Annotated in this window: 12 protein-coding genes, 1 tRNA gene and 2 rRNA genes (1 of these 15 only partly in view); 2 read left to right on the top strand and 13 right to left on the bottom strand. The window is 60.7% G+C overall.

The window, feature by feature from the left end:
• Positions 1 to 23: 23 nt before the first annotated feature.
• The 5 genes from iscU to trmJ all read right to left on the bottom strand — a co-directional run bounded on the left by iscU (position 24) and on the right by trmJ (position 3,899).
• Positions 24 to 410: a Fe-S cluster assembly scaffold IscU gene (iscU, locus tag EXN22_RS06050; RefSeq protein WP_002552476.1), complete on the bottom strand. Its 387-nt coding sequence runs from the start codon at positions 408 to 410 to the stop codon at positions 24 to 26.
• A gap of 46 nt (positions 411 to 456) precedes the next feature.
• A complete protein-coding gene (locus EXN22_RS06045; protein ID WP_130263204.1) occupies positions 457 to 1,671 on the bottom strand; it encodes an IscS subfamily cysteine desulfurase in 1,215 nt (404 codons plus the stop codon).
• Between the two features lie 42 nt (positions 1,672 to 1,713).
• Positions 1,714 to 2,205, bottom strand: coding sequence for a Fe-S cluster assembly transcriptional regulator IscR (gene iscR, locus EXN22_RS06040; protein ID WP_036993915.1), 492 nt, complete (start codon positions 2,203 to 2,205; stop codon positions 1,714 to 1,716).
• 152 nt (positions 2,206 to 2,357) lie between these two features.
• Positions 2,358 to 3,140 carry a serine O-acetyltransferase gene (cysE, locus tag EXN22_RS06035; RefSeq protein WP_130263203.1) on the bottom strand — a complete coding sequence of 261 codons (783 nt, stop codon included), beginning with the start codon at positions 3,138 to 3,140 and terminating at the stop codon, positions 2,358 to 2,360.
• Positions 3,141 to 3,899, bottom strand: coding sequence for a tRNA (cytosine(32)/uridine(32)-2'-O)-methyltransferase TrmJ (gene trmJ / locus EXN22_RS06030; RefSeq protein WP_130263202.1), 759 nt, complete (start codon positions 3,897 to 3,899; stop codon positions 3,141 to 3,143).
• A 150-nt stretch (positions 3,900 to 4,049) separates the two neighbouring features.
• Between trmJ and suhB the strand changes: the two genes are divergently transcribed.
• Positions 4,050 to 4,868: a type III secretion system regulator SuhB gene (suhB, locus tag EXN22_RS06025; protein ID WP_130263201.1), complete on the top strand. Its 819-nt coding sequence runs from the start codon at positions 4,050 to 4,052 to the stop codon at positions 4,866 to 4,868.
• A gap of 132 nt (positions 4,869 to 5,000) precedes the next feature.
• Here suhB and EXN22_RS06020 read toward each other — a convergent pair whose 3' ends face one another.
• The 6 genes from EXN22_RS06020 to queA all read right to left on the bottom strand — a co-directional run bounded on the left by EXN22_RS06020 (position 5,001) and on the right by queA (position 11,081).
• Positions 5,001 to 5,549 (bottom strand): glycine zipper 2TM domain-containing protein, encoded by a 549-nt coding sequence (locus EXN22_RS06020; RefSeq protein ID WP_130263200.1) that lies wholly within the window; start codon positions 5,547 to 5,549, stop codon positions 5,001 to 5,003.
• A 119-nt stretch (positions 5,550 to 5,668) separates the two neighbouring features.
• A complete protein-coding gene (gene secF / locus EXN22_RS06015; RefSeq protein ID WP_130263199.1) occupies positions 5,669 to 6,580 on the bottom strand; it encodes a protein translocase subunit SecF in 912 nt (303 codons plus the stop codon).
• Between the two features lie 9 nt (positions 6,581 to 6,589).
• On the bottom strand, positions 6,590 to 8,455 hold the full coding sequence (gene secD / locus EXN22_RS06010) for a protein translocase subunit SecD (RefSeq protein WP_130263198.1): 1,866 nt from the start codon (positions 8,453 to 8,455) through the stop codon (positions 6,590 to 6,592).
• 63 nt (positions 8,456 to 8,518) lie between these two features.
• Positions 8,519 to 8,854: a preprotein translocase subunit YajC gene (gene yajC, locus EXN22_RS06005; protein WP_010223473.1), complete on the bottom strand. Its 336-nt coding sequence runs from the start codon at positions 8,852 to 8,854 to the stop codon at positions 8,519 to 8,521.
• Positions 8,855 to 8,901: 47 nt separating this feature from the next.
• The gene (gene tgt, locus EXN22_RS06000) at positions 8,902 to 10,017 is read right to left on the bottom strand and encodes a tRNA guanosine(34) transglycosylase Tgt (RefSeq protein ID WP_162195925.1); all 1,116 of its coding nucleotides are present in this window, start codon (positions 10,015 to 10,017) and stop codon (positions 8,902 to 8,904) included.
• Positions 10,018 to 10,031: 14 nt separating this feature from the next.
• Complete coding sequence (gene queA / locus EXN22_RS05995; protein ID WP_130263197.1) at positions 10,032 to 11,081, bottom strand: tRNA preQ1(34) S-adenosylmethionine ribosyltransferase-isomerase QueA; 1,050 nt, start codon at positions 11,079 to 11,081, stop codon at positions 10,032 to 10,034.
• A 108-nt stretch (positions 11,082 to 11,189) separates the two neighbouring features.
• Here queA and EXN22_RS05990 point away from each other — a divergent pair.
• Positions 11,190 to 11,274: transfer RNA gene (locus tag EXN22_RS05990), tRNA-Leu, on the top strand.
• 682 nt (positions 11,275 to 11,956) lie between these two features.
• On the opposite strand, the gene rrf is transcribed toward EXN22_RS05990, so the two are convergent.
• A 5S ribosomal RNA gene (gene rrf / locus EXN22_RS05980) occupies positions 11,957 to 12,072 on the bottom strand.
• Between the two features lie 144 nt (positions 12,073 to 12,216).
• Positions 12,217 to 12,543 (bottom strand): 23S ribosomal RNA (locus EXN22_RS05975); it runs 2,563 nt beyond the window's last position.

Below are 12,543 nucleotides of genomic sequence, written 5' to 3'. Positions count from 1 at the left end.
CTCCTTACCTGCAACAGGCGACCTTAGAGCAAACCTTTCTTCTGCTTGTAATCGCGCACGGCCGCCTTGATGGCGTCCTCGGCGAGTACCGAACAGTGGATCTTCACCGGCGGCAGGGCCAGTTCTTCGGCCAGCTGGGTGTTCTTGATGGTCTCGGCTTCGTCCAGGGTCTTGCCCTTCATCCACTCAGTGGCCAGGGAGCTGGAAGCGATGGCCGAACCGCAGCCGTAGGTCTTGAACTTGGCGTCTTCGATGACGCCCTGCTCGTTGACCTTGATCTGCAGGCGCATGACGTCGCCGCACGCAGGAGCGCCGACCATGCCGGTGCCGACATCCGGGTCCTCGGCATTCATCTTGCCGACGTTACGCGGGTTTTCGTAGTGGTCGATGACCTTTTCACTGTATGCCATGGTGCAATTCCTTCCTCATCAGAGAGCCGCTCTTGCCGGCGACTACTTAGTGCGCGGCCCACTCGATCTTGGAGATGTCGACGCCGTCTTTGAACATATCCCACAGCGGCGACAATTCGCGCAGCTTGGTCACGGCCTCGCATACCTTCTGCGCGGCGTAGTCGATTTCTTCTTCGGTGCTGAAACGGCCGAAGGTGAAGCGGATCGAGCTGTGTGCCAATTCGTCGTTGCGGCCCAGGGCGCGCAACACGTAGGACGGCTCGAGCGATGCCGAAGTACAGGCCGAACCGGACGAAACGGCCAGGTCCTTGAGCGCCATGATCAGCGACTCGCCTTCGACGTAGTTGAAGCTCAGGTTCAGGTTGTGCGGGATGCGCGCGGTCATGCTGCCGTTGATGTACAGCTCTTCGAGGCCTTCGACCTGCTTGTAGAAACGGTCACTCAGGGCCTTGATGCGCAGGTTTTCGCTGGCCATCAGCTCTTTGGCGATGGCGAAGGCTTCGCCCATGCCGACGATCTGGTGGGTGGCCAGGGTACCCGAACGCATGCCGCGCTCGTGACCGCCGCCGTGCATGGTGGCCTCCAGGCGCACACGAGGCTTGCGGCTGACGTACAGCGCGCCGATGCCTTTAGGGCCGTAGGTCTTGTGCGCCGAGAACGACATCAGGTCGACTTTCAGCTTCTGCAGGTCGATTTCGACCTTGCCGGTGGACTGCGCGGCGTCGACGTGGAACATGACGCCGCGGGCGCGGGTCAGCTCGCCGATGGCGGCGATGTCGTTGATGGTGCCGATTTCGTTGTTCACGTGCATGATCGACACCAGGATGGTGTCTTCACGCAGGGCCGCTTCGACCATGGCCGGAGTGATCAGGCCGTCGGCACCTGGCTCGATGTAGGTGACCTCGAAGCCTTCACGCTCCAGTTGACGCGTGCTGTCCAGGACCGCCTTGTGCTCGATCTTGGAGGTGATCAGGTGCTTGCCCTTGGTGCTGTAGAAGTGCGCGATACCCTTGATTGCCAGGTTGTCGGACTCGGTTGCACCGCTGGTCCAGACAATTTCCCGCGGGTCGGCGTTGACCAGGTCGGCGACCTGGCGACGGGCGTTCTCGACCGCTTCCTCGGCCTTCCAGCCAAAGACGTGGGAGCGCGACGCCGGGTTACCGAAGTTCCCGTCGACCAGCAGGCAGTCGCTCATCTTCTGGGCAACGCGTGGATCGACCGGGGTGGTCGCGGAGTAATCGAGGTAGATCGGCAACTTCATTGAATATCTCCTATCAGGCGGTCGCGCCGCGCGTCGAAACGGTCATTCGACGGCGGACGTCTCAATCTTGTCCAGCTGCGGTGCCCGGCCTGCGATACGACGCAGGTCCTGGCGCTGGGCGACTTCTTGTACCTCACGGCGAGTAACAAGGTCAGCCAGGCTGATGCCGCTGAGGAATTCGTGAATCTGCTGGCTCAGGTCACACCACAAGTGGTGGGTCAGGCAGGTGTCGCCGGCGTGGCAATCACCCAGCCCCTGACAGCGCGTGGCATCGACCGATTCGTTGACCGCATCGATGACCTGGGCGACCTGAATGCTCTCCATGCTTCGCGACAGCTGATAGCCGCCGCCAGGGCCGCGCACACTGGAAACCAGGCTGCTGCGGCGCAGCTTTGCAAACAGCTGCTCCAGATAAGAGAGGGAGATGCCTTGGCGCTCGGAAATGTCGGCCAGAGACACCGGCCCATTCTGCGCGTGCAACGCCAGGTCGAGCATGGCGGTCACGGCGTATCGGCCTTTTGTAGTCAGTCGCATGGCTAGTAGGTACCACGGGTTTCGGAATGGGAGCGAGTATGCTATTCCCGAGCATTTAAGTCAACTATAAGACCTAGTGCTTTAGTCGGGTTTACCGCAAGAGGGCGGCCGAATGATAGCAAACTAAGGGGCGCTTGCGCACGCCCCTTCTGTCAATGCGTCGACGCGTCGCTACGGGCTTCGTCCTTGATTTCGGCGAAGTCCTCTTCGCGCAGCGCTGGTAGTTCTTTGGCGCAGTAGTCGCTGCCCAGGTTCTTCAGTGCACCACACATGTCTTCCAGGCGGCCATCGACGGCTTGAAGGTGGTCGAGCAACTGACCAATGGCGCGGGCAACCGGGTCGGGCATGTCTTCGCTGACGCCGTAGGCATCGAAGCCGATCTTCTCGGCCATGGCCTTGCGCCTGGCCTCCACTTCGGCATCGCTCTTGACGATGATCCGCCCCGGAATACCAACAGCCGTGGCCCCTGCAGGCACGGCCTTGGTGACCACTGCGTTGGAACCGATCTTGGCCCCGGCACCGACGGTGAACGGGCCCAGCACCTTGGCCCCGGCGCCGACCACCACTCCGTCCTCCAGGGTCGGATGGCGCTTGCCTTTGTTCCAGGTGGTGCCACCCAGGGTCACGCCCTGGTACAGGGTGACGTCGTCGCCGATCTCGGCGGTTTCGCCAATGACAATCCCCATGCCATGGTCAATGAAAAAGCGCCGGCCAACCTTGGCCCCCGGGTGAATCTCGATACCGGTCAGCCAGCGGCCGAAGTTCGACACCAACCGCGCCAGCCATTTCCAGTCCCGCACCCACAAGGCGTGCGCTGCGCGATGCAGCCAGATCGCATGCATGCCCGGATAGCAGGTCAGCACTTCAAAGGCATTGCGCGCCGCCGGGTCACGGTGGAAAACGCTCTGGATATCTTCACGCAGACGCTCGAACATCTATTGATCCTTCCGCTTATGCGGTTCGCCACGGGCCGCTTTCTGGGTTTCCGTAAGAATGCCGCGCAAAATATTCAATTCCGAACGATCGACCGAGCTGCGCCCGTACAGGCGACGCAGGCGCGGCATCAGGTGCTTGGGTTTCTGCGGGTCGAGAAAACCGATATCGACCAGGGTCTTTTCCAGGTGCTCGTAAAACAGCTCCATTTCATCCATGGTCGCCAGCTCGCCGCTGTCGACAGTTTCCGTCGGCGACGCCTGACCTTCCAGCGCCAGCCAGGCCATGCGCACTTCATAGGCCAGCACCTGCACCGCAGCACCGAGGTTCAGCGAGCTGAAGTCCGGGTTCGAGGGGATGTGCACATGAAAGTGGCAACGCTGCAGCTCTTCGTTGGTCAGGCCAGCGTGCTCGCGACCAAACACCAGGGCAATCTCCTCGCCTTGGGCGGCATGCTCAATGACCTTGCTGGCGCACTCGCGCGGATCGACCAACGGCCAAGGGATACGCCGCTCGCGAGCACTGGTGCCAAGCACCAGGTTGCAACCGACCAACGCCTCTTCGAGGGTGGCGACCACTTGCGCACCGGCTAGCACGTCATCGGCACCCGACGCACGGGCATCGGCCTCAGGCGAAGGGAAATGCTGCGGATCGACCAGCACCAGGCGCGACAAGCCCATGTTTTTCATGGCACGCGCAGCGCCGCCGATATTGCCGGGGTGGCTGGTATTGACCAGAACAACACGAATATTTTGCAGCAAGGCGAAGTGCTCACAGACGCGGGAAAGGGGGAGTAAATCTTACATAAGCGACCAGCGTAACGCCACGAAAGCAAATCTCACACTTCTGCGAAGAAAGTTTTCTGCTAGAATGTGCGGCTTTATTCTTTAACATCCCCAGGTGAAACGCCCATGCAGCCTATGCTGAATATCGCGCTGCGCGCCGCTCGCAGCGCCAGTGAACTGATTTTCCGCTCCATCGAACGCCTGGATACCATCAAGGTTGATGAGAAGGACGCCAAAGACTACGTCTCCGAGGTTGATCGCGCCGCCGAGAAAATGATCGTCGACGCCCTGCGCAAGGCATACCCGAACCACACCATCCGTGGTGAAGAGACTGGCCTGCATGCCGGCAGCGGCGAAGAAGGCAAGGACTACGAGTGGATCATCGACCCTCTGGACGGTACCACCAACTTCCTGCGTGGCGTTCCACACTTCGCCGTCAGCATTGCCTGCAAATACCGTGGCCGCCTTGAGCACGCCGTGGTGCTGGACCCTGTCCGCCAGGAAGAATTCACCGCCAGCCGTGGCCGTGGTGCCCAGCTCAATGGCCGCCGCCTGCGCGTCAGCTCGCGCACCAGCCTGGAAGGCGCCCTGCTGGGTACCGGCTTCCCGTTCCGCGACAACCAGCTGGCTGACCTGGACAACTACCTGGGCATGTTCCGCGCCCTGGTTGGCCAGACCGCCGGCATTCGCCGCGCCGGCGCTGCCAGCCTGGACCTGGCCTATGTAGCCGCCGGTCGCTTCGATGCCTTCTGGGAATCGGGCCTATCGGAATGGGACATGGCTGCAGGCGTCCTGCTGATCCAGGAAGCAGGTGGCCTGGTGAGCGACTTCACCGGCGGCCACGACTTCCTCGAGAAGGGTCACATCGTTGCCGGCAACACCAAGTGCTTCAAGGCTGTTCTGACCGCTATCCAGCCGCACCTGCCTGCCTCGATCAAACGCTGAGTTTCGATCAGGCACAAAAAGCACCCCTCGGGGTGCTTTTTTTATGGGCTTGCGTGGGAGCGGGCTTGCCCCGCGATGCGATGCGACTGACAGATCGCAATCGCGGGGCAAGCCCGCTCCTACCAGGTAGGGTTACTGGCCGGGCTGGGCCTGGCTCAGTACCAGCTTGCCCTCTTTATCCAGCGGAATCTGCGCGCCCGGGTCACGGTCCATGCGCACCTGACCGACCTTGTCGCCGATCGAATACTTCACGTCATACCCGACAACCTTCTCACTCAGGTCGTTGACCGTGTTGCAGCGGGTTTGCGTGGTGGTGTAGGTATCACGCTCCTGCATGCCTTCCTGCACCTTGTTACCAGCGTAGCCACCACCGACCGCACCGGCCACGGTAGCGATCTTCTTACCGGTACCGCCGCCAATCTGATTCCCCAGCAAGCCGCCTGCCAACGCACCGACCACGGTACCGGCAATCTGGTGCTGGTCTTTGACCGGCGCCTGACGCGTCACCGTGACATCCTTGCACACTTCCCGTGGCGTCTTGACGGTCTGTTTGACCGGTTGCACCGCCAACACCTCGGCGTACTCCGGCCCACCCTTGACCAGGCTGTAGGTGGCAACAGCACCTCCGGCGGTTACACCGACAGCACCCAGAACCGCACCCACCAGCATCGACTTGTTCACGTGAACCTCCTGATCGTACCTGCGGGACACAGCCCGCCTTCTCCCTGCCTTGGAGCATAAAAAAAGGCGCGAGTTCAACACTCGCGCCCTTTGTACGACCAACAGCGTGGGAAAACCCCTTATGGGCGGTCGTCCACACCCTCGGCTTTCACCGTCGGGATCAGGTCTTCGCTGTTCAGGTTCAGCCAGATCAGCACCACGTTGGCGATGTAGATCGACGAGTAGGTACCGGCCATGACACCGATGAACAGTGCCAGGGAGAAGCCCCACAGGTTGTCACCACCGAAGAACAGCAGCGCGGCAATGGCCAGCAAGGTCGATACCGAGGTCGCGACAGTGCGCAGCAGGGTCTGGGTGGTCGAGATGTTGATGTTCTCGATCAACGAAGCCTTGCGCAGCACCCGGAAGTTCTCACGAACCCGGTCGAACACGACAATGGTGTCGTTGAGCGAGTAACCGATGATCGCCAATACTGCCGCCAGCACCGTCAGGTCGAAGGTGATCTGGAAGAACGAAAGGATACCCATGGTCACGACAACGTCGTGGATCAGCGACAGGATCGCACCCAGGGCGAACTTCCACTGAAAGCGGAAGGCCAGGTAGATCATGATGCCGCCCAGGGCCAGCAGCATGCCCAGGCCGCCCTGGTCGCGCAGCTCTTCACCCACCTGTGGGCCAACGAACTCGACACGCTTGACCACGGCCGGGTTGTCGGTGCTGACCTTCTGCAGCGCCTCGGAGACACGGTTGCCCAGCAGCGGGTCATCGCCCGGCATGCGCACCAGCAGGTCGGTGGTAGCACCGAAGCTCTGCACCACGGCATCCTGGAAGCCGGCCTTGACCAGCTGCTCACGTACCTCGCCGAGGTTGGCCGGACGCTCGTAGGTCAGCTCGATGAGCGTACCGCCGGTGAAGTCCAGGCCGAAGTTCAGACCCTTGTAGAACCAGCTGAACAACGCCAGCACAGTCAGAAGCAGGGTGATGCCGAACGCAAGGTTGCGCACACCCATGAAGTTGATGGTACGTAACATGGCAGCCCCTTAAACCCACAGCTTCTTGATATCACGCCCGCCGCAGGTCAGGTTGACCATTGCGCGGGTCACCATGACGGCGGTGAACATCGAGGTGAAAATCCCGAGGGACATGGTAACCGCGAAGCCCTTGACCGGCCCGGTCCCCATGGCGAAGAGGATGCCGCCGACCAGCAAGGTGGTCAGGTTGGCGTCGACAATCGCCGTGTAGGCACGGTTGAAACCTTCGTGGATGGCGCGTTGCACCGACATGCCATTGGCCAGCTCTTCGCGAATCCGCGAGAAGATCAGCACGTTGGCGTCCACGGCCATACCCATGGTCAGAACGATACCGGCGATACCTGGCAGGGTCAGCGTCGCACCCAGCAAGGACATCAGCGCCAGCAGCATGACCATGTTACCGGCCAGGGCAATGGTGGCGATCAGGCCGAAGAAGCGGTAGATGGCCATGATGAACAGCGAAACGAACAGCATGCCCCACAGGGATGCATCGATACCCTTGGTGATGTTGTCGGCACCCAGACTCGGGCCAATGGTGCGCTCTTCAGCAAAGTACATCGGCGCCGCCAGGCCACCGGCACGCAGCAGCAGGGCCAGTTCCGACGATTCGCCCTGACCGTTCAGTCCGGTGATACGGAACTGACTGCCCAGTGGCGACTGAATGGTCGCCAGGCTGATGATCTTCTTCTCTTCGGTGAAGGTCTGCACGGCAACGTCTTTCTCGACGCCATCGACCATCTGCTTGACGTAGCGGGTGGTTGGACGCTGCTCGATGAAGATCACCGCCATGCTGCGACCGACGTTGCTGCGGGTGGCGCGGCTCATCAGCTCGCCGCCATGACCATCCAGACGGATGTTCACTTGCGGGCGGCCCTGCTCGTCGAAACTGGCCTGGGCGTCGGTGACCTGGTCACCGGTGATGATCAGGCCACGCTCGACCGCAGCCGAACGACCGCCTTCACGGAACTCGAAGGTTTCGGTGGTGGCTTTCGAGGCACCCGGCTCTGCACCCAGGCGGAACTCGAGGTTGGCGGTCTTGCCGAGAATACGCTTGGCTTCGGCGGTATCCTGCACACCTGGCAGCTCAACCACGATGCGGTTGGCACCCTGGCGCTGAACCAGTGGCTCGGCCACACCCAGCTCGTTGACGCGGTTACGTACCGTGGTCAGGTTCTGCTTGATCGAGTACTCACGGATTTCCGCGACCTTGGCCGGGGTAATCGCCAGACGCAACACGGACAGGCCGTTACGCTCGGTGGTGGTCAACTCGAAATCATTGAAATTCTTGCGGATCAGGCTACGGGCCTGTTCGCGGGAAGCATCGTCGGAAAAGCCCAGCTGAATGCCGCCATCTTGTTGCGGCAGGCTGCGGTAGCGCACGCGCTCTTTGCGCAGCAGGCTTTTGACTTCACCTTCGTAGACTTTCAGGCGGGCCGCCATGGCCTTGTCCATGTCCACTTCAAGCAGGAAGTGCACACCACCGGAAAGGTCCAGACCCAGCTTCATCGGGCTTGCGCCCAGGTTGCGCAGCCATTGCGGAGTGGTCGGGGCCAGGTTGAGCGCTACTACATAGTCGTCGCCCAGTGCCTTGCGCACTACATCCTTGGCTGGCAGTTGGTCTTCCTGCTTGGTCAGGCGCACCAGACCAACCTTGCCCTTCTCGCCAAGGCTTGCGGCCTTGACCTGGATACCGGACTCGTTGAGCGCTTTGCTCACGCGGTCCAGATCAGCCTGAGTGACCTGCAGTGCAGTACTGGCACCACTGACCTGAACGGCCGGATCATCAGGGTAGAGGTTGGGAGCGGAATAAATAAAACCGATCGCCAGTACCACCAGGATCAGTGCGTATTTCCACAGAGGGTATTTGTTCAGCATCACGCCGCCCGTTCAAGACGCGGGGCGCCTTGCGCGCCCCGTCGATTGGTAAAAAACTGAAACTTAGATCGCTTTGAGCGTGCCTTTAGGCAGGGTCGCGGCTACGGCGCCCTTCTGGAACTTCAGCTCAACGTTGTCGGACACTTCCAGAACCACGAAGTCGTCGGCAACTTTGACGATCTTGCCGGCGATGCCGCCGTTGGTAACAACTTCGTCACCTTTTTGCAGGTTGCTCAGCAGGTTCTTCTGCTCTTTGGCACGTTTGGCCTGCGGGCGCCAGATCATCAGGTAGAAGATGACCAGGAAACCGACCAGGAAAATCCACTCGAAGCCAGTACCGGCTGGGCCGGCGGCTGGGGCAGCAGCGTCCGCGTATGCGGCAGGGATCAAAAAGCTCATTTAGCACTCCAGTTGCAAATCAGTACTTGTTAGGGATCGACAATACATCAGTCCAAGGGCGGCACAGGCAGCCCGCGCTTGGCGTAAAAGGCATCGACAAAGGCGGCCAATGTACCTTGTTGAATAGCCTCGCGTAAACCAGCCATCAAGCGCTGGTAATGACGCAAGTTATGGATCGTATTCAACATACTGCCCAACATTTCGCCGCATTTATCCAGGTGATGCAGATAGGCGCGGGAGAAGTTCTGGCAGGTATAGCAATCGCAGGTCGCGTCCAGGGGCGAATCATCATGGCGATGGAACGCGTTACGGATCTTCAGCACACCGGTATCGACAAACAGATGGCCGTTGCGCGCGTTGCGCGTGGGCATCACGCAATCGAACATGTCGACGCCGCGGCGCACACCCTCAACGAGATCTTCCGGCTTGCCTACCCCCATAAGGTAACGAGGTTTGTCAGCCGGCATGCGTCCTGGCAGGTAGTCCAGCACTTTGATCATTTCGTGCTTGGGCTCACCCACCGACAGGCCGCCAATGGCCAGGCCATCGAAGCCGATCTTTTCCAGGCCTTCGAGCGAGCGCATGCGCAGGTTTTCGTGCATGCCGCCCTGGACGATGCCGAACAGCGCCGCAGTGCTGTCGCCATGGGCGTTCTTCGAACGCTGGGCCCAGCGCAGGGAAAGCTCCATGGACACCCGGGCAACGTCTTCATCCGCCGGGTACGGGGTGCATTCGTCGAAGATCATCACCACGTCCGAACCCAAGTCGCGCTGGACCTGCATCGACTCTTCCGGGCCCATGAACACCTTGGAACCGTCGACCGGCGAGGCGAACGTCACACCCTCTTCGCGGATCTTGCGCATGGCGCCCAGGCTGAACACCTGGAATCCACCGGAGTCAGTGAGGATAGGACCCTGCCACTTCATGAAATCGTGCAGGTCACCATGGGCCTTGATCACCTCGGTGCCCGGGCGCAGCCACAGGTGGAAGGTGTTGCCGAGGATCATGTGCGCGCCGATGGCCTCGATGTCGCGCGGCAGCATGCCCTTGACCGTGCCATAGGTGCCCACCGGCATGAACGCCGGAGTCTCGACCACGCCACGAGGGAAGGTCAGGCGGCCACGACGGGCTTTACCATCGGTGGCGAGCAATTCGAAGGACATACGACAGGTGCGACTCATGCTTGATCCTCGGGGCCGCGTGGCGCCGGATTGCGGGTGATGAACATGGCATCACCGTAACTGAAGAAGCGGTACCCGTTCTCGACCGCTGCCGCATAGGCAGCCATGGTCTCTGGGTAACCGGCGAAGGCCGAAACCAGCATCAGCAGCGTGGATTCAGGCAGGTGGAAGTTGGTCACCAGGGCATCGACCACGTGGAACGGCCGGCCCGGGAAGATAAAGATGTCGGTGTCGCCGCTGAACGCCTTGAGCACGCCATCACGGGCAGCGCTTTCCAGCGAGCGCACGCTGGTCGTGCCCACGGCGATCACCCGTCCGCCACGGGCACGGCAAGCGGCCACGGCATCGACTACATCCTGGCCGACCTCCAGCCACTCTTTATGCATGTGGTGGTCTTCGATACGCTCGACCCGCACCGGCTGGAACGTGCCAGCACCGACATGCAGGGTGACGAAGGCGGTTTCCACGCCCTTGGCGGCGATTTTACCCAGCAGCTCTTCATCGAAGTGCAGGCCGGCGGTCGGCGCAGCCACGGCGCCGGCACGCTCGGCGTACACAGTCTGGTAACGCTCGCGATCGGCGCCCTCGTCCGGACGGTCGATGTACGGCGGCAGCGGCATGTGACCGACGCGATCGAGCAGCGGCAATACCTCTTCGGCGAAGCGCAGTTCGAACAGCGTGTCGTGACGGCCGACCATTTCGGCCTCGCCCCCGCCGTCGATGACGATCTGCGCACCCGGCTTGGGCGCCTTGCTCGAACGCACGTGGGCCAGCACTCGGTGGCTGTCGAGCACGCGCTCAACGAGGATTTCCAGCTTGCCGCCGCTGACCTTCTGGCCGAACAGACGTGCCGGAATTACCCGGGTATTGTTGAACACCATCAGATCGCCCGGGCGCAGATGCTCGAGCAAGTCGGTGAATTGACGATGTGCCAGCGCCCCGCTTGGCCCGTCGAGGGTCAGCAGCCGGCTGCTATGGCGCTGCGCCAAAGGATGGCGAGCGATCAGGGAATCAGGGAGCTCAAAAGAGAAATCGGCGACGCGCATGATGGTGTTCGGTTCGACAGGGCCGCAAAGTTTAGCCGAAACGATGAAAATTGACCATGAAAGCTGATTGACCAACGGTAAACGTCTCTCTATACTTCGCCGCCACAAGCCCTGATGGCGGAATTGGTAGACGCGGCGGATTCAAAATCCGTTTTCGAAAGGAGTGGGAGTTCGAGTCTCCCTCGGGGCACCAAATAGCAGTATCTGAGAGTCTCTACCAGCCTCTCAGACCCAGAGAAACCGGCCACATGGCCGGTTTTTTTGTGGCTATCGTTCCGACACCGCCATCCGCACCGCCAAACCCCGCGACAAGCCGTATCGCGCGCCTGCCGCTCACCGTTCATGCCTTGAGGTCACAACGCCCGGCAGCAAGCTGTGGCGCGTCAGCTACCGATTCGAAGGGATTACAGTATCTGGACCCAGACATTCCCCCTGTGATCGGCAAGCGGCCCGCTGCAGAGCTACAACGCCCAGAGCTGCGACTGGCGCCCTGGGGCGAGGTGGACCTGGATTCGGCGACCTGGACGACCCCAGCGACGCCCTCACATCGTCCCCGCGCCACATCAGGCAGTGGATCTGCGGCGCACCCTGCATGAGCTGACCGGTACCTGTCCCTTCGCCTTCCCTGGGCGCAACGACCGGCCCAGGCCCATGTCACGATGGGTGAGGGTCGGCAAGCTCTGACATAGTGAACTTCTGAGTCAACGCGAGGGGGCCATTCCAACCGATGTAAGACTGGTGGGAGCGGGCTAGCCCCGCGATGCGATGTGCCTGACAGAATGCTATCGCGGGGCAAGCCCGCTCCTACAGTCGAGGCAAACGCAAGAAAGACAAAACCCCTACCTGCATGCGCAGATAGGGGTTTCGGAATTTAATCTTGACGATGACCTACTCTCACATGGGGAAACCCCACACTACCATCGGCGATGCATCGTTTCACTGCTGAGTTCGGGATGGGATCAGGTGGTTCCAATGCTCTATGGTCGTCAAGAAATTCTGTTGCCAGAAGGTCTTGTTTAAGACACTCCAGCGAATCGGGTATGTGATGGTTTGTGAGGTACAAATTCTCGGCTTTGTGTCTTCACAACACCGCAATCTGATGCTCTTTCGAGTAGTCAAATTGCTTGGGTGTTATATGGTCAAGCCTCACGGGCAATTAGTATTGGTTAGCTCAACGCCTCACAGCGCTTACACACCCAACCTATCAACGTCGTAGTCTTCGACGGCCCTTCAGGGAGCTCAAGGCTCCAGTGAGATCTCATCTTGAGGCAAGTTTCCCGCTTAGATGCTTTCAGCGGTTATCTCTTCCGAACATAGCTACCCGGCAATGCCACTGGCGTGACAACCGGAACACCAGAGGTTCGTCCACTCCGGTCCTCTCGTACTAGGAGCAGCCCCTCTCAAATCTCAAACGTCCACGGCAGATAGGGACCGAACTGTCTCACGACGTTCTAAACCCAGC

This window comes from Pseudomonas tructae, assembly GCF_004214895.1.
Taxonomy (GTDB): Bacteria; Pseudomonadota; Gammaproteobacteria; order Pseudomonadales; family Pseudomonadaceae; genus Aquipseudomonas; species Aquipseudomonas tructae.
Note: the sequence above shows the minus strand (reverse complement) of the source record. Positions and strands in the feature narration are given on the sequence as shown.

What these genes read in the sequence shown, in the direction of transcription:
- iscU (WP_002552476.1), bottom strand. Translation starts at nt 410, where the DNA reads ATGGCATACAGTGAAAAGGTCATCGACCACTACGAAAACCCGCGTAAC.
- EXN22_RS06045 (WP_130263204.1), bottom strand. Translation starts at nt 1,671, where the DNA reads ATGAAGTTGCCGATCTACCTCGATTACTCCGCGACCACCCCGGTCGAT.
- iscR (WP_036993915.1), bottom strand. Translation starts at nt 2,205, where the DNA reads ATGCGACTGACTACAAAAGGCCGATACGCCGTGACCGCCATGCTCGAC.
- cysE (WP_130263203.1), bottom strand. Translation starts at nt 3,140, where the DNA reads ATGTTCGAGCGTCTGCGTGAAGATATCCAGAGCGTTTTCCACCGTGAC.
- suhB (WP_130263201.1), top strand. Translation starts at nt 4,050, where the DNA reads ATGCAGCCTATGCTGAATATCGCGCTGCGCGCCGCTCGCAGCGCCAGT.
- secF (WP_130263199.1), bottom strand. Translation starts at nt 6,580, where the DNA reads ATGTTACGTACCATCAACTTCATGGGTGTGCGCAACCTTGCGTTCGGC.
- secD (WP_130263198.1), bottom strand. Translation starts at nt 8,455, where the DNA reads ATGCTGAACAAATACCCTCTGTGGAAATACGCACTGATCCTGGTGGTA.
- yajC (WP_010223473.1), bottom strand. Translation starts at nt 8,854, where the DNA reads ATGAGCTTTTTGATCCCTGCCGCATACGCGGACGCTGCTGCCCCAGCC.
- tgt (WP_162195925.1), bottom strand. Translation starts at nt 10,017, where the DNA reads ATGTCCTTCGAATTGCTCGCCACCGATGGTAAAGCCCGTCGTGGCCGC.
- queA (WP_130263197.1), bottom strand. Translation starts at nt 11,081, where the DNA reads ATGCGCGTCGCCGATTTCTCTTTTGAGCTCCCTGATTCCCTGATCGCT.